14 protein-coding genes are annotated in these 16,537 nt (G+C 63.2%); 2 read left to right on the top strand and 12 right to left on the bottom strand.

Annotation, left to right across the window (positions count from 1 at the left end):
• Window positions 1-6: 6 nt before the first annotated feature.
• Together MUB52_RS07810 and MUB52_RS07805 are read right to left on the bottom strand one after the other, a co-directional pair.
• Window positions 7-1,029, bottom strand: a complete 1,023-nt coding sequence (locus MUB52_RS07810) for an ABC transporter permease (protein ID WP_263843649.1) — start codon at window positions 1,027-1,029, stop codon at window positions 7-9.
• Window positions 1,016-2,542 carry a sugar ABC transporter ATP-binding protein gene (locus MUB52_RS07805; protein WP_263843648.1) on the bottom strand — a complete coding sequence of 509 codons (1,527 nt, stop codon included), beginning with the start codon at window positions 2,540-2,542 and terminating at the stop codon, window positions 1,016-1,018. Before MUB52_RS07805 ends, MUB52_RS07810 begins: the two co-directional genes overlap by 14 nt.
• A 113-nt stretch (window positions 2,543-2,655) precedes the next feature.
• On the opposite strand from MUB52_RS07805, the gene MUB52_RS07800 reads away from it, so the two are divergent.
• Window positions 2,656-3,693, top strand: coding sequence for a LacI family DNA-binding transcriptional regulator (locus tag MUB52_RS07800; protein ID WP_263843647.1), 1,038 nt, complete (start codon window positions 2,656-2,658; stop codon window positions 3,691-3,693).
• A gap of 54 nt (window positions 3,694-3,747) precedes the next feature.
• Here the strand turns inward: MUB52_RS07800 and MUB52_RS07795 are convergent, their stop codons facing one another.
• The 10 genes from MUB52_RS07795 to MUB52_RS07750 form a co-directional block, all read right to left on the bottom strand.
• Window positions 3,748-4,182, bottom strand: coding sequence for a hypothetical protein (locus tag MUB52_RS07795; protein ID WP_263843646.1), 435 nt, complete (start codon window positions 4,180-4,182; stop codon window positions 3,748-3,750).
• On the bottom strand, window positions 4,179-6,242 hold the full coding sequence (locus MUB52_RS07790; RefSeq protein ID WP_263843645.1) for a glycosyltransferase: 2,064 nt from the start codon (window positions 6,240-6,242) through the stop codon (window positions 4,179-4,181). Before MUB52_RS07790 ends, MUB52_RS07795 begins: the two co-directional genes overlap by 4 nt.
• Entirely contained in the window at window positions 6,239-7,294 is a 1,056-nt protein-coding gene (locus MUB52_RS07785) for a hypothetical protein (RefSeq protein ID WP_263843644.1), read from the bottom strand. The genes MUB52_RS07790 and MUB52_RS07785 overlap by 4 nt, the downstream gene beginning before the upstream one ends.
• 19 nt (window positions 7,295-7,313) lie before the next feature.
• On the bottom strand, window positions 7,314-7,619 hold the full coding sequence (locus MUB52_RS07780; RefSeq protein WP_263843643.1) for a hypothetical protein: 306 nt from the start codon (window positions 7,617-7,619) through the stop codon (window positions 7,314-7,316).
• 120 nt (window positions 7,620-7,739) lie between these two features.
• Window positions 7,740-9,401 (bottom strand): hypothetical protein, encoded by a 1,662-nt coding sequence (locus tag MUB52_RS07775; RefSeq protein WP_263843642.1) that lies wholly within the window; start codon window positions 9,399-9,401, stop codon window positions 7,740-7,742.
• A 281-nt stretch (window positions 9,402-9,682) separates the two neighbouring features.
• Window positions 9,683-10,285 carry a bacteriochlorophyll 4-vinyl reductase gene (gene bchJ, locus MUB52_RS07770; protein ID WP_263843641.1) on the bottom strand — a complete coding sequence of 201 codons (603 nt, stop codon included), beginning with the start codon at window positions 10,283-10,285 and terminating at the stop codon, window positions 9,683-9,685.
• A 2-nt stretch (window positions 10,286-10,287) separates the two neighbouring features.
• Complete coding sequence (bchE, locus tag MUB52_RS07765; protein WP_263843640.1) at window positions 10,288-11,952, bottom strand: magnesium-protoporphyrin IX monomethyl ester anaerobic oxidative cyclase; 1,665 nt, start codon at window positions 11,950-11,952, stop codon at window positions 10,288-10,290.
• 120 nt (window positions 11,953-12,072) lie between these two features.
• Complete coding sequence (locus MUB52_RS07760) at window positions 12,073-13,620, bottom strand: DUF2272 domain-containing protein (RefSeq protein WP_263843639.1); 1,548 nt, start codon at window positions 13,618-13,620, stop codon at window positions 12,073-12,075.
• A 35-nt stretch (window positions 13,621-13,655) separates the two neighbouring features.
• On the bottom strand, window positions 13,656-14,468 hold the full coding sequence (locus MUB52_RS07755; protein ID WP_263843638.1) for a hypothetical protein: 813 nt from the start codon (window positions 14,466-14,468) through the stop codon (window positions 13,656-13,658).
• A gap of 328 nt (window positions 14,469-14,796) precedes the next feature.
• On the bottom strand, window positions 14,797-15,576 hold the full coding sequence (locus MUB52_RS07750; protein ID WP_263843637.1) for a sulfite exporter TauE/SafE family protein: 780 nt from the start codon (window positions 15,574-15,576) through the stop codon (window positions 14,797-14,799).
• Between the two features lie 91 nt (window positions 15,577-15,667).
• On the opposite strand from MUB52_RS07750, the gene MUB52_RS07745 reads away from it, so the two are divergent.
• Window positions 15,668-16,531 (top strand): LysR family transcriptional regulator, encoded by an 864-nt coding sequence (locus tag MUB52_RS07745; RefSeq protein ID WP_263843636.1) that lies wholly within the window; start codon window positions 15,668-15,670, stop codon window positions 16,529-16,531.
• Window positions 16,532-16,537: the final 6 nt, after the last annotated feature.

Raw genomic sequence — 16,537 nt, 5'->3', positions numbered from 1 at the left:
CTTGGTTCAGCGCTTCTCGGCTCCCTTTCGGCGCTGTGCGTAGCCTGCGATCCCGATGGCGATCAGCAGGGTCACCCCGTTGAAGAGCGGCTCGACCCAGAAGGAGCCGCCGAATTGCTGGATGCCGGAAATGCCCACCGCAAGGATGGCGACGCCCACGATGGTACCCCAGACGTTCACGCGGCCCGGCTTGATCGTCGTGGAGCCGAGAAAGGCACCCACAAGCGCAGGCAGCAGGAATTCCAGCCCGACGCTCGCCTGCCCGATCCGCAGCTTCGCGGCCAGCAGAACACCTGCGAGCGCGGTCATCGTGCCTGAGGCCACGAAGGCGCCGATCACGTATTTCCGCGTCGGAATACCGTTCAGCTGTGCGGCGCGCTGGTTGGCCCCGATCGCATAGAGGTACCGGCCGAGGGGTGTGTATTCGAGCACCAGCCACATCACGACGGTGATCCCAAGCAAGTAGTACCCGGTGATCGGCAGGCCGAAGACGAAGGTGTTGTTCAGTGCGTAGAACCCATCCGGCAGCACGCCCACCATCTGCCGGCCACCGGTGTGCCACAGCGCGAGGGCATAGAGCACCGTCCCCGTGCCCAGCGTTGCGATGAAGCTGTCGATCTTCGCGACCTCGACGAGCAGACCGTTCAGGAACCCGGTCAGCGCCCCCAGCAGCAGCACCATGGCCACGGCAATCGGCCAGGGCAGGCCCAGCAGGGTCTGGAGGCTGATCGCGAGGATGTGCCACAGCACGATCCCGTACCCCACCGTCAGGTCGATCCGGCCGGCAGCCATAGGGATCATCGCGCCAAGGCTCAACAACGCGATGATGGCCTTGTCGCTTACGATGGCACGCAGGTTCAACATCGTGGGGAAGGTGTTGGGCAGCAGGATCGAGAACAGACCGATCAGGAAGATCGTCAGGATCACCAGCCCGTAGACCGGCAGGAACCGCATCAGCCGCTTGCCAAACGGCAGCCCCCGCAACTCGGCCTTCGTCGGCTCAAGCGCATTCGAGTCAAGCGATTGCATGGGGCGTGTCCTTTGTCTTGGTCATGTTGCCAGCCGAGGCCGACTGGATGAGGTTTTCGGTGCTGAGCCGGGTGCCGGACAGCTCGTCCACGATGGCGCCCTGGCTGAACACCACGGCGCGGTGACAGATGGTGGCGATTTCTTCGAAATCGGTGGAGACGACGAGGATGCCAACACCATCCGCAAGCGCACGGTTGAGCAGCGCATAGATCTCGGATTTGGCGCCGACATCGACGCCCGCGGTTGGATCTTCGCAGAGCAGCAGCGTGCGTCGTGTCGCCAGCCACCTGCCCAGAACAACCTTTTGCTGGTTTCCGCCCGACAGCGCCTCGATCGCCAGTTCGGGATCGTTCGGTGACAGGCCCAGTTCCGCACCGATGATGGCGGCCTGTTCCGCCTCGGCCCGCGGCGCCAGCATGTTCAGCAGCGGGCGCCCGAGGCCCGCGGGGTTGAGAAAGGTGTTCTCGCGGATGCTGAGGCTCATCGCGACGGATTCCTCCGTCCGGTCCTTTGCGACCAGACCGATGCCCGAGGTCATCGCGGTTTGTGGCGTCGACAGATCAGGCGTGGCACCACCTAGCGTAACCTCGCCCGAGAACGGCTTGAGCCCGAAGAGCGCGCGCGAGATCGCCTCGTGCCCGGCGCCGCGCAGCCCGACGAGCCCGACGATTTCATTCTGCCGCAAGGAAAAGTCGAACGGCCCGACCCCGCCGACACGAAAGTCTTTCAGCGCGAGGATCTCGGCCCCGGGCGCCTCTTCGGCCCGCACCGTCTCGCGCGTCTTGCGGCCCACGATCTTCTGCACAAGCTCCTCCGGGGTGGTGTGCTCGATGCTGCGGACACCGACCATTTCGCCATCGCGCAAAACGGCCACACGATCCGCGATCTCGAAGATCTCGTCGAGCCGGTGGCTCACGTAGATCATCCCCACGCCACGGTCCCGCAGCGGGCGGATCGCTGCAAAAAGGCGCCCGACCTCGTCGGCGGGCAAGGAGGCCGTCGGCTCATCAAGCACCAGAAACTCGCTGTCGACCGCCAGCGCGCGGGCGATGGCCACAAGCGACTTCTCGGTACGGCTGAGGTTTTCCACGCGGGTCGTTGGCTCAAAGTCGCAATCGACCCTCTTGAGGGCTTCGGTCGCGAAGCGCTCCACCTCGCCCCAACGGATCATCCCGTTGCGCTTGGAAAATCCGAGGGCAAGTGCGATGTTCTCGGCAACCGTCATCCACTCGATCAAGCCGAGATCCTGGTGGATGAAGGCCACCTTCTGCCGTTCGCCGAACCCGGCGGGCCGGTGCTGGTAGGGTGTGCCGTCGATGAGCACCCGCCCGGCGTCGGGCGTATGGATTCCCCCGAGCACCTTGATCAGCGTGGATTTCCCCGCCCCGTTCTCACCAAGCAGGGCCACAATCTCGCCCCGTCCGACCGAAAGCGACACGTCCTTCAGGGCGTAGGTCCCACCGAAGTGTTTGTCGATACCGTCGAAGAACAGACCCGCTTGCAGGTTCTGCATCTTAAGCTCCTCCCACGCCCGGACAGTTGAGTTACCCGTAACGTTCCGCTAATGCTTGTCCCAACGCTGAAATCTGTCAAGCCCGAAGTTACCCGTAACGTAGATCCGAGCTCATGAGCGAAAAGAAAAGCAAAACCAATAAGGTAAGCCTTTCTGAGGTCGCCCTGGCCGCGGGTGTGTCCAAGATGACGGCAAGCCGGGTTCTGCGTGGGGAAGGCGGCTATTCCGAGCGGACCCGCGCCACAGTGATGGAAAAGGTGGATGAGCTTGGCTATCTGCCGAATCGGCTGGCCACCGTCTTTGCCGGCGACAAGACCTCGACCTTCGTGGGTGTCTCGATCCCCGATCTCGGCAACGAGGTCTTCGCGCAAGTGCTTGAGGGCATCGACCGCAAACTTGGCGCCTTCGGTCACCAATCCGTCCTCGGGCTGACACAGCATACGCTTCGCGAGGAGGAGAACTGGATCCGGACGGTGCTGTCCTGGCAGCCGGCGGGGCTGATCCTGACCGGTCGGTACCACTCAAAGCGCGCGCTCGACATGCTGCGGAATGCGAATGTGCCGGTCGTCGAAATCTGGGATCTCAACTCCAGTCCGATGGATATGAGCGTTGGGATCAACCACTTCGACAGCGGGTTCGAAATGGGCCGGTTCATCGTGAGCCGGGGCTATCGCAAGGTCGGCTACGTCGGCACGTCGCATGACACGGCCAACGCGGCCTCTGCGCGGCTCGATGGGTTCTGCAAGGCCGTCGAAGGCAGCGGCGGCAGTGTCGCCCGCCAGCTCTGCCTGCATGACACTGCGACCTACTATCCCGGCTATTACGGCACCGAGCAGCTTCTTGGATCGACCCGGGGGATCGAGTGTATCTACTACCAGAACGACGCGATGGCCTTCGGCGGTCTTCAGTTCTGCGATGCCAAGGGCATGCGGGTGCCCGACGACATCGGTGTGGCGGGTTGGGGCGATCTGCCGGTTGCAGCGGTGATGCGGCGGCGTCTGACGTCAGTGCATGTGCCACATCTGAAGCTCGGGCAGGTCGCGGCAGAGATGATGCTGGCACGGCTCTCTGACGAGCCGGTAGAGGCCTGCCGCGACATCGGATTCCGCCTGATCCCCGGATCGACCGTCAAATCTGCGGAAACGCGCTAGGTCGGGGCGGCGACCAGGCTTGTGCCATCATGCCATGAGAGACCCCGCCCGGATCTAGCCGAGCTTCTCGACGTCGGCGGCATCGACAATCATCGCGATCTTCCAGAAGCGTTTGATCTGCTCCTCACAGACAGCGCGCTCCTCTGCCGTCGCGCCGCTGACATGTTCCACACGAAAGCCGAATCGCAGCATTTCGCTTGCCGCAGTATGGCTCAGGAAGATCGGCAGCACCCGCCGTTCGACCGCGATCGCGGCCAACCGGGAGGCGACGAACGCCGGGTCGTCCAGCGGCGCACGAATACGTATGCCGACCCGCGAGATGCGCTTGTCGGAGAGCGTCCAGAGCGCTGTCGCAGGTGCGCGCATGGCCGGGTCGAACCCGCCGCTCTCGGCCTTGGCCCCAGCGCCGAAGAGAGACGGGTCAAGGTCGCGCGGGGTGTGGGGCGACACATTCGCGAGAATGCGGGCGTAGTCTTGCTCCAGGATCATGCGGCAACCTCATTCTCGATCAGTTCTGCGGCATCGCGATTGCCCGGAGTCTGCAGGTTCGCCTCGCGCAGGGCGGCGCGGACCTCGTCAGCCTTTGAGCCGTCGAGAAACGCGCTGACTTCGCGCTCGAGCATCAGGAGTTCTTCGTCCAGTACCAGGGCGGCCAGATGACGGTCAGCGGCCGCCCGGGCCCTGCGTTCCTGATCGTCGAGGAACGGGGCCGACTGCGGAATGAAAATGGCGGGCACCCCGGCGTAGAGGATCTCGTGGAAGGAATTGTAACCGACGGCGGAAACGGTCAGATCGGCGGCCTGACACAGGTCGAGCGTATGCGCGGTTCGAACGACATGGCTGTTCTGCCAGCCAAACAGCCCATCCGCGACCATGGCATTGGGCCAGGCCACGATGAGGTGCAGGCAATCGGGCCGCCGCTCGAGCAGGCTGCACAGCCGTTGGGCCTGTGCGGTGCGTTCTGAGGCGACCCCTCCGCCGAGCATGGTCAACACGAGCGTCTTCACCGACCGGTCGAAATGCCGGCCCAGACGCTCGCGCAGCCCAGCGACCTCATCCGACGTCAGCCGCCCCTCCCGGACGATGGGGCCGACATTGCTGATATGCGCGCCGGTGGAATAGTCGGTATTGAGTTCCGGGAAGCACTCTTGCGGCACGATCACGCGCGAAAAGGCGCGCTCGCGTTCAAGCGCAGTTGGGTTGATCTGCCCGGCTTGCCACAACCCGCGCCGAATCCAGACGGCCGGAATCTGCAGATCGGAAATCGTGCGATAGACGGAATCAAACACGTAGCCGCCGTCAAAGACGAAGCCGTCGCCACGCTTCAACACGTTGCGCAGCCTCAGATAGTTTACGAGATCGGCGGCGAAGTCGTCTTCATGCTCCGTGCTGCGCGATATCATCGGAACACAACCAAACCCGCGCCGCTCGAGCAGGTCGATGCAGCTCGGGAACGCCGCGAACCGTCGGGTAACAGCGTCGGACATCGCCTCGGCGATCAGCGCGCAGCGCTGCGCGTGACCGAGGCCGTTTCCGTTTGTCGGAAAAAAGAGCGTCTGCGGCGCCTGCGGAACCGCCGCCGGCTTTGGCGGTGCGAGCTTCAGATCGCGGTCGAGCGCAGCCCCGTCGAACTGCGCAAGCCAGGGACTCTTCAAGGTACGGCGGCCGATCTCGAGCCGTTGGTCCAGAACCACATCGCTGAGATAGCCCAGCAGGCTGGCCAGATGGCTTGGCCCCTTCAGGACCGGAGCACCCGAGGTGGCGAAGCTGGCAGCGGTCGTACAGTCGATGACGACCTTCCCCGCGCCGGCCGCTAGAAGCGCCAAGGCAGCCATCCGCTCGCCGGGCACATTCGGCCCGAAAAACGCAACCACATCGACGTAGTTGATGATCTGCGCGGGTGGCAGCTCCACATACCCGATGACGGACAGCTCGGCATGACTAGACCGCCGGATGATGCCCTTTCCTCGGGCATTGGTCAGCACATGGAGATCGATCTTGGGGCTGTAGTTGAGCTCGGCAAGCCGGCTCAGCGCCTCGCCCGGCTCAAGCTCTTCGGCCGGCACAAAAACGAGCAGCCGCGTGACAGCGCCATCGCGCTGATCCGGTTCCGCACGCAGCGGCGTGCTCAGCGGTGCAGCCTGCCCGTCGAGCAGTAGGGGCCTTTGCGGGCCGATCAAATTGAGCACCTCGGGCTCCTGACCGGTGGCATAAGCAATCTTGGTCCGGGCGCTGATCTCTTCCTGGTAGGTCCGGAAATGCCCCAGGGCCCAGATGCGCGTTTCTGCGCCGCACTCCAGTGTCCGCAGCAGGTGCTGGCAGTCATCGCTGATTGCCTCCGACCCGATGACCAGAACGGTATCGGCGTCAATGTCCTCGTCATCGGTCAGCCACGGCGCGATCTCGTACTTCTGCTGTTGAAGCACGTCCTCGGGCAAGGCAGCGGGATGGATCGCAACAGGATGCCCGCGGCCTTCGAGCTGTGCCGCGAAGAGCAGCAGCGCGTCAAACTGCTTTGCCGAGACCTGACCGCTGCACAGTAGGATCATGCGTATACCCTCGCCGGGCCTGTCAGAAGCGTGCCGAACCGGTCCGCGAAGCAATCGGGCGAGAACTGCTTCAAGTGCTCCTGCGCCGCGCGGACGTCCGCCTCGTAGTCTTTGGGATGCGCGATGTAGGAGGCGATGATGTCATTCACCTGCTCCGGTTGGGCGGCGATGGCGGCTCCCGAAAACGTCCTCGCCGTCTCCGGATCGGTGATCGCGATCTTTCCTGCGGCAATGGCTTCGGCCAGAACACGACCGAAGCTCTCGCGCCAGGTCGGTGCGGTGAAATACACGAAGAAATCGATCTGATCGAAGTAGTCGGCCACCGGCATCGCGCCGAAGGGCCGTGCATCCCAGTGTTCCGGCACGAGGCCGGCCTTCAGAAAGGCATCCGCGCCCAGGATCAGGTTGCGCCTCGCCGTCTCTGGGAAGCACTGCAGCATGGCTGCCGGCCCTGGAAACTTCTCGAAGCCCGGTCTGGAATGGCGACCCCGCCTGTCAGCGGGGGCCGGATTGGGCGGCAGAAAGTCGAAGGCGCAGATGTTGAACCAGTCCTCCTCCAGCACCTCCCAACCGTGGGCAGGGCTGTGCTTCGCCGACCATTGCAAAACGGTTTCGCGGTTCCATGCCGAGATCGGCGCGAGCTCCCGGCGCAGGGCAACGGATGCGCGCGCGATCTGATCGAGGCATGTGGCGACGTCGAACCCCTCATGCCCGCCCGGCCTGACAAAATTCTCATGTGTCACCACGATCAACCGATCGGTCAGAATCCGCGTTCCCAAGCGGTCCTGAAACTTCAGGCAAGACGGGTTGTGCAGGATCACGAGATCAGCGCTGATGTCCACCGGATCCCACGTCAGGGGAATGTTCAGCCGCGCGCAGGCGCGGGCCAGTTGTGGCGCCACCGCCTGCCCCGAGAACATCGCGGTCGACAAGGCATAGACCTCGACTTTCGCAAAGGCGCTCACCACCTCAAGCTCTGCTGCAACAGCCGATGATGTCCCCCCGCGAAACCGCGGATCGATGACATAGGCAATCTTTGCCGGTGTGCTCACAGGCTGCACGGCCCCCTGGTCAATAGATGCTGGACGCCGTCCGGTCCGCCTCACCTGTCGTGCGATCCGGATCGGCATCGAAGGTGTTCAGGAAGCCGCGCTTGGTATCATCGACAAAGGACCGAAGCTCGACGGCCAGAGGGTCGTTCCCCGCGGTGAATTTGGGATTGGCCACGACATAGGTGTAAAGCGCCCGCCAGTCTTTGCCCGAGATCAGGCTTTCGATCGCCCGCAACTCCTGCAATGAGATATCATCCTGTGCACTGCCGGAAGATCCCATGAGAATGAGCATTGTTACAACGGCCACCAAACGATTGTTCGCCATACTGGAAATCCACAGCTGAAAAAACTTCGATCAAAGACTTTGTCGTCAATGCCACCACCAGCGGCATCGCAACGAATTAACACATCGTCGGGGCGCAACGCAAATCACGGTTAACGGCCCTTAACGCAGATACTCCTTGCTTCTCAAACTGTCCACGAGCCGGTTCTTGAGTTGCGTCCGTACGCGCGCCTGTTGCTCGGCCTTCAAGGCCGCCCGGCGCTGCGGACTCGCCGCCACTGTCCTTGGTTTGGGTGCGCCGACACGGGTCCCGGCCATCCAAACCTCGATACGCCCCGCAGGAGCCGCAATCCTCTCGCGCGTGAAATCCCGCGCGGCCCCGCCCAACTCCGCCGCGATCGCCCGGGCGACGGTTTCATCCGCGCGCGTGTAGTACCGGACATGGGTTTTCGAGACCCGGAAATTCACGCGGCTGGTCTCGGCCAGAGGAAACCCGGTTGTCGCCAGATCTCCGAGTTTCTCGTTCAGAGCGTCGGCGCTCACACTTGTCGGCGCATAAGCAAAAAGCGCGATCTGGCTTACGTCTTCGCCCGCGCCGCCGAGTTTTGCTGCGAGTGTCAGCGGGCGCTCCACCGGGCCGCCGATCTGCGGCAGACCGCGGAGCGGCTTCGGCTGCGCGAGCAGCGCCGCTGGCTGTACAACGCGCGGCACGGCGCCGAATTGGTCAATGGGCGCGACAGCCGTGACGGGCGCGGAAGCCGATGGGCTCAAGCTGGCGCGCAGCAGTGGCTCCAGCACCGGTCTGCCCATCGGAGCCTGCTGCACCTCGGGGCGCTGGTCTTCCTGAACATCAAAAAGAGCAACGATCGGGCCATGATCGGGCGGCACGACGGCTTGAGCCGGCAGCGCCGGCAGAGCAGCTTCGATCACCGGCCCGGACAGGGAGACGGCCAAGGCGCGCGCTCGGACGGGGCTGCGCTCCAGCACAGCTGGCATGGCTTCGGGAAAGGGCCGCGCAAGAGCCTTGGGCGGCTTGGACCAAACCGCGGGCGCGGGATTGGCGCTCACGGGCGCAAGCGACTTGGGCGTCTCCTGTGGGAAAGAGGTCCAGACGATGTTGGTGAGCGCGGCCTCGACCTGGGGGGCCGGCGACATGACGGCAGCCAAAGTGCCATCGCCGCTTTCGCCCAGCTGCGGTATCGCCGAGGGCTGGCTCGCAACGACAGCGGCCCTTGGCGTCGGCCTGGCGACATCGATGCCCGAAGGGACATCGGCATAAGCATCGACAGCGAGCGCGGCGGGTGCGACGGGAGAAACCTCCGGCGCCGTGTTAGACACTGCGGGGCGGTTCAGGTCGGACACCGACACCCAGCCCAGACCCACGACAAGCCCAAGGCTCGCAACCACACCGAAGCCAAGGCCAAAGAAACAGGCAAAGGCGATCATCACCGACAGCGGGACCGCGCGCCGCCGCCGCTGTTCAGGCTCGGCCATCTGCTCGGCGATGATGGGCACAGCAGGCACCGAAATATCCGGACGCACCCGGCCTCGTGGGACCGGTTTGGGTATATCCGATGGCTTGCCTGTCGAGAGCGGTGGCTTGCCGGTCGCGGGTCCCCCCTGCGGAACCGGCTTGTTTGTCTGTTCGAGGTTCGCTTTCTTCTTGGCCAGCTCGCGCGCGGCGAGGACTTTGGCCCGCTGGATCCGGGCCTCGGCCAGGCGCTCTTCCAAATCGGCCTGAAGCGCCGCCCGCTCGGCCGCCGTCGGTGCTTCGTTTTGCTTCAGCGATGAGTCAGATGTGTTGGGCCCTATACTGGCTGACATACACTACAGCCCCCAGACTGCACGTTAGTTAACAATAAGCGAATCTATTAATTTATTGTTCAGGTTTACAACCATTCCGATTGTTTTGCAAAGTCTGCGAGGAGGTCTTGCGGGGTCGGCCCCCCGACATCTGGCCGCGTCCAATTCGTGCCTTCTGCATCAAGCCTCTGATACAGTTCGACTTTCGGGTGTGGAGACAGATGGCGATCCCCGGCCTGACCTTTGTCAGACAGGTTTGTGGCACCACGGCTTTGCCCTGATGGCGCGGCAGATGCGGCGCATTAACGTGATGGATTGGTCGCGGCCAGCGAGATCTCGAACGCGCAGGTGTCACACCCTGGCTGCGCCCCGCAGCGGGTCTCGACACAGCGGCAAGCGGGATGAACCAGGGTTCGGTAAAGCCCTTCGAAGACCGCCGCATGCCAGGCGCAGAGCGGCGTGGTGCTGACCTCGCCTCGGATCACCGGATTGCTGAGGATCTCGAAACGCCAGGGGCTCTGTGCTGAAAACTCACCCGAGCCGGCAAAGGTCCACGCATGTGCGGCAATGGCTCGGGAGAGCAAGCGCACCGCACCCCAGGCCGGCAGCACGCGCATGAGATGTTGCGCGGCCTTCGGGATCCGATGGGCCAGAATGTACCGCGCCGTTGCGTCTCCGGCGGCGGCTGCCAGTTCGGGGGCGAGCACCGGTTCCTCTGCACGAATGAGACGGTGCAATCGCGCTGCGTCACCCTCAGGGATCATCGCGCTGCCATCCGGGACCTCGAGAATGCCCGCGGCTGCAAGCATCCGGTCAACCCGGTCTCGACCGCCAAGCCGCTCGATCTGGGGCAGCATCTGCAGCACCGCATTTGGCCCGATGAGGCCCTCTGCAGCGCCCGCCATGATCAGGTCTCCTTCATTTGCGCGTCGCTCCCGCCACAGGCCCGCACCTGGGCGCCATTGGGCATCTGAAAGCTCTCGCGCCGCACCACAGCCCGGTCTTTCATTTGGTCACGCACGGCTGCGCGCCGTTCGGCCGCGCGCGCGGCACGGTCCGCCGAGGCCTCCCAATCGTCCAGCTGCGCCTCGGCCAATTGCCGGGTGTCATCGAAATGAAAATCAACGGTGTTCTTGGTTTGTGGGCCCCAGTAGCCCGCCTTGCCCAGGTCGTAGAAGGTGCGCTGAAACCCGGCCTTGAGGAAGGCATAAAGGCAACCAAGCAGGTATCTCCGCCGAAACCCGGTGCCCCGCCAAGGATAATGGAAGAGCGCCTTGCGCGAATAGAACCGCCGATAGTTGTTCATCACGCCGTCCAGCAGCTCCCCTCGGTCCATCGCAGCCGGCTTCATGATGGGCGTGACGAAGTTATACTTCGAGAAATCGTATATCTGGACCTGGTCCTTCAACTCCTGAAACAGAGGCGTGAAGGGCCAGGGGGTATACATCGACCAGTTCGCGAGATCCGGCTGCCAGTCCCAGGCCATCCGGAAGGTCTCTTCCAGCGTCTCCGGCGTTTCATTGTCGAGGCCAACGATGAACTGCGCCTCGACCAGAATATCCGCTTCACGCAGCAGCCGGATCGCGGTCTTGTTCTCCTCGACCTTGGTCTCCTTGTTGAATTGATCGAGCTTCATCTGGGCCGCGGCTTCGGTGCCCAGCGACACATGCACGAGGCCCGCCGCGCGGTAGAATTTCAGCAAATCCCGGTCCCGATAGATGTCGGTGACGCGAGTGTTGATGCCCCATTTGACACGATCAGGCAGCCCGCGGTCGATCAGTTCCTGACAGAAGGCGACGAATTTCTTCTTGTTGATGGTCGGTTCTTCGTCCGCCAGGATAAAGAAGCCGACACCGTGGTTTTCGACCAGATCCTCGATCTCGTCGACCACGTCCTTGGGATCGCGCACGCGGTAGTCGCGCCAGAATTTCCATTGGCTGCAGAAGGAGCAGGTGAACGGGCAGCCCCGCGCGAGGTTCGGGATGGCCACGCGCGTGCCCAAGGGGATGTAGATGTACTTCTCCCAGTCGAGCACCGTCCAGTCCGGCTTGATCGCCGCGAGGTCCTTGACCGTGGAGGCGGCCGGTGTGGCCACGATCTCCTCGCCGTCCCGGAACGCCAGCCCGTTGATCTTGCGCCGGTCGGCAGGCCAGCGCCCGTCGCCGATGGCCAGCATCAGTGCGGTGCAGATCTCCTCGCCTTCGCCGCGGACGATCACGTCGATCCACGGGGCTTCCGAGAGCACCTGCTTGAACATGAATGTGGCATGAACACCGCCCATGACGCGCACCGCATCGGGCACACTCTCGCTGGCGATCTTGAGCACATCTTCGGCACGGTAGATCGACGGCGTAATGGCGGTCACGCCGACAACATCGGGCCGCAGCGCCTCCATCCGTTCCGCGAGGTCGGCGTCGCACAGATTATCGGTCATCGCGTCGATAAAGTGAATGTCGTCAAAGCCCGCTTGCCTGAGGTGACCTGTCAGATAGGCCACCCATGCCGGAGGCCACGTGCCGGCGATCTCGGCGCCGCCGGACCGGTAATTGGGGTGAACGAAGAGAATGCGCATGCTGAGCTCCCATATGTCAATTCAACTTGACATATTGAACGTCAGTTTTAGTTGACATAGATCAAACTCGCTTGGCTCCGCGTCGTGCGCCGATCATCCAAGCCGCATCAGACGACGCTGTCAGGCATCCCGCAAGCGCAGCACCGCAATCCAGGGGTAGTCCTCTCCGCGCTGGCGCCGCGGGTTCAACAGCCCGTTTCCGTCAACGCTTGGTCGCTTTGCCTTGACGGAATTCTCCACATTGCCGCCGACGGTCGTGATCACCCCCTCGTCCAGATCCACATCGGTGACGAAATCGGAGTGCGAGGGGTAGTAGCCGTCGATCTTCAGGTGATCGAGCGCGGCGGGAAGGTCGAAGCGCGAGGCCGTCCCTCGGCCATAGTGCACGATGTCTCCGGGCCGCGGCGGATAGAGCCGCGGATCCATCACTTCGAAGAGCGGAGAGTCGAGGCGGTTTTCGACGATGTCCTCGACATACTTCCAATGGGCCTGCGCGCCCTTGAAGCGCTGCGCGCTTACCGCCTGCTGGGAGATCACCCAGCTGATGAAAGCGGCCGACCAGGCCGGATTACCGGTGCTGCCATCAGCGAAGGTGACAACGGAGCGACCGTGATAGGGCAATCCCAGTACGGTCCAATAATCACCGATGCGTGCGAAATGCGTCTCTTCGTGTTCCTTGTGCTTGCCATTGTCGAACCGCGCAAGCTCTGCGGTCAGGGTCGCGATCAGCCCCGCGCGCAGGCCTTTGGCCTGGATTGCACCGGGTGCCGCGCCACGCGCGTCGAACACCGGGGAGCCGCCTTCGAAATGGATGGTATAGGGGCGCGGCAGCGGTGTTCCCGGTGCGAAGCCATGATAATGCACGTCCTCCCGGCTCTCATCGCCGAAGATCGCGACCGCATTCGCCACCACGTGGTTGCCCCACTGCGACAGGGCCGTCATGGACGACAGGAAGGGGTTGAGAAAATGCGTGGCCCCGCCCAGCAGACCGCTGCGCCCATTCACGCGACCCTGCAGATAGTCGCGCACGATCCCGGCGACCTGCGCCTCGGCCGGCTTCAGACCGGACCAGCTCCCCGTGGCATTGATCGCGGAGAACTGGAATGGCTGATCAACCACTGCTTGAATGCTCTCGGGAAAGGCCTTGTGAGCGACGCGGTTCAGGACCGTTTCGACGACCGCGCCCAGGCCGCCTGTCAGCTGGTCGTTGCCGTACTTTCCAAAGTGGCCCACTTCGCTTTGCGCAACACGGGCCAGCGCGTCGAAGTCCTGCGGCGTGATGTCGATGCGAAGATGATCACCGCTTGCCGGGGCGGCAGGTGTGATGGGTGCAGCAGGCGGTGGGGTTTGCGTCGCCTCCGGCTGGGCTGAGGGCTGCTGCGGCACGCCCTGGCTCTCCAGCATGCGCCTGAGACGGGCCACGACCCGCGCCTGCTTCGCCAATTCCGATGCGGCCAGCTCCTGCAAGGCGGTGACCGCCTGGGTGAGCCGGCCTTGGCGCCAGGCGTCGGACTGGGCCTTCAGCTTGATCGCAACCTCGCTCTTGGCGTTCAGTTCCTGCTGGAGCTGCTCGCGCTCGGCCCCGCTGCGCGCAGCAAGCTCCATCTGCAAGTCGATGATGGCGGTTGTGATCTGCGTGATTTCAGACCGATACGGATTCTCTGACATTGCCCTTCCCCCAAAGTCACCCCTTTAAAATCGCCTTAAAAAACACCCACGAGGGCCGTGTAGGCCGCGTCGATATCGGTGACGTGCCGGTCAATCCGGACTGCCGACTCCGAAAGCAGGCTCAGCCCGCTCTGCCCATCCGCCCCCGCCTCGACCCGAAGTCTGAGGATATCCAGGTCCTTGCGCGTCTGATCAATCAGCAGAACCCAGGTCGCCAACATGCCCCGGAAGGTTTCGAGCTTTTCAACGCTGCCACCCGAGAGGGCCGTGGCGAGCCGCGCGGTCTGGTACATGTCGGCCGTGTCATCCCGGATAATCTTCAGGAAAGCATCGACCGTCGCGGTGTTCTCCCGCACGTTTCGCACAAAGGCGTCCCGGTCAGCACGCGCCTGCGAGAGGTTTGCCAGCACCTGGGTCGCACCGATCACCGCGCGCACCTGGCCACCCGCACCGGGCCCGGCAACCAGCGTGGCGGTATTTGCCGATGCGGCGTTGAGTCGTTCGATCTCGTCCTTCTGCAAGCGCAGCGTGTCGTTGTCCGCATAGCGCGCCAGCACCTCGTTGAAGGTCGTGGCCGCTGCAAACCCTTCCGTGATGGTCAGGCTGATCGGCGACAGTGCCGTCGGCGCGTAGACATCAGCAAAGTCCGGATCGAAGGTTGCAGGGTCCGTTTGCCGGCGCCGGGACATCTTGTCGTATTGGTTGTAGGCATCCACAACTTGGAGCGACGCCTCGCGCGCAGCGTCATAGGATTCCGCATAGTCCTGAAATGCAGCTGATCCGGGAACGGTGCATCCGATTGCAAGAATGCAGACCAGCAACGTGGCCCATCGACGAATATCGACCATCTGAAAACGCCTAAAAATAGCTCAAACAATGTGTGGATGGTGACACAGCCCTGCGTTTCCCGTCAAGCGAGCGGACGTCTCCGGCCCAGCAATCGGGAGTGGCAGGCGTTGTCCGAACCCATGGCACCTGAAGCGTTCGACGCGCAACCGAGGTCCGTGTGGTATCTACCTATCACATTGAAAATAAGAGATTGTACCGCGCTGTTACGGCGCGATCGCGTCGAACCTCGGGCGCGTATTCAGCACAGTTTTCGCACCCCCACAGGCGCATACATTGGCCCAGCCGCAGCTGTCGCCGCTCGGACGACTCACCGTCAGACAGGGCGCACTAAACCGGCAGGACGGCAAGGTCGCGCCAGATGGGACCAGCGCTGTCAAACAGCAGCTTGATGCCCGCCAGCAGCAAGAATCCATAGACCAGCCGGGTGAAGACCGCTGGCGCGATCGCGTGGTGCAGGCAAAGGCCCAACCCAATACCAAGAAAGAGCATCGGCGCCAGCGTGAGGCTGACCGCAAGAGTGTCGCTTGTGAATTGGCCCATCAAACCGTACGCAACCGTCTTGACCGCATTCATGACGAAGAAGAACATCGTGTTGGTCCCGACGAAAACCGATTTCTCCATGTCCTGGCGCAGAAGAATGCCCTTGACCGGCGGCCCGCCCGCATGGGCGACAAAGCTGGCGAAACCGGACAGCGCGCCGAGGGCGAACACGGTGCCGGGCCGAGACCGCGTCACGGGCCTTGCGCGCCATCGGCTCACGGCGAACTGCGCCACGAAGAGAACCGCCAACACGCCAATGGCAAAGCGGATCACATCGGCACTCATCCACTGGAACGTGATACCACCTGCGATCAGCCCGACCGCCGCGCCCGGCAGCAACATCCCGACCACCCGCCCGTTCCAGAGCATCCGATACTTCCAAACGACGATCACATCCATCGCAAGCAAGACCGGCATCAGGATTGCAACGGCGAGTTGGGGCGGGATGTAGAGGCTCATCAAAGGCACCGACATCACGCCAAGCCCACCGCCAAATCCACTTTTCGACAGTCCGGTGATCAGAACTGCCGCGCCTGCAACGAGATAGAAGGAGGTGCTCAGATCCATCGAGGTCTCCATGCCATGCTTTCGACCTAAGCAATCGGCTGGAATACCAAAAACGGTTTTCTACGATAGAAAAAATCGTAAATTCAGATCAATGAAAGATTTGAACGCCCTTGAAAGCTTTGTGGTCGCCGCCGAAACGCTGAACTTCTCCGCCGCCGCGGATCGGCGCAACACGGTTCAATCCGCCGTCAGCGCGCATATCCGCAAGCTGGAGGAGGAATTGGGCTGCGCGCTCTTCAATCGGGGCCGCGGGAGGGCGATGTCACTGACGGCCGAAGGCGAAGCCTTTGTCGTCTATGCACGCCGAATCCTCGGGCTCTCCGACGAGGCGATCAGGGCTGTCCGGGCAGCTCGCACGCCCCGCCGCGTTCGGCTGGGCACCACCGTGACCCTCGCCATGTCCGCGGTCACCAAGGCCTTGCAAAGCTTCGCGGCACTTGAACCGGACGTGCAGATCCACATCCAATGCGAACGCAGCGATGCCCTGCTCGCGCTGCTGGACGCGGGCGAGATCGACATGGCCTTCATGATGGATCAAGGGCGCCGTCCGGGCCGTGAGTTCGTGGAAGCGACGGCGCTGGTCTGGGTGGGCACCGACGAGGTCCCGGGCACAACGACGGGGGACGTCCCGCTCGTCTTTCTCACCGATGGTCGGGACTTGCGCGGCTATGCCTTCGAAGCGCTGGACCGGACCGGGCGCGTCGGATATCTGGCACACCTGAGCCCGCATCCAATCGGTGTGCGGGCCTTCGTGCTCGCCGGTCTCGCGGTCACGGTGATGCCGGCCACCGCGGTGACCCCTCCGCTGGTCGATCTGGGCCACAGGCTGGAGCTGCCCCCGCTCAAGGACGTGGCCCTGTCGCTCTATTGCGATCCAAAGACCGCATCGTCCGAGGTCAAGACACTGGCCGCTGTTCTGAAGGAACAGCTGGTCGAGCCCCAACCCGTGGCATAGAGCTGT

It is taken from the genome of Roseobacter sinensis, from assembly GCF_025755255.1.
In the GTDB taxonomy this organism is placed as follows: domain Bacteria; phylum Pseudomonadota; class Alphaproteobacteria; order Rhodobacterales; family Rhodobacteraceae; genus Roseobacter; species Roseobacter sinensis.
The sequence above is the reverse complement of the archived record's forward strand: the minus strand, read 5'-3'. Positions and strand labels throughout refer to the sequence as shown.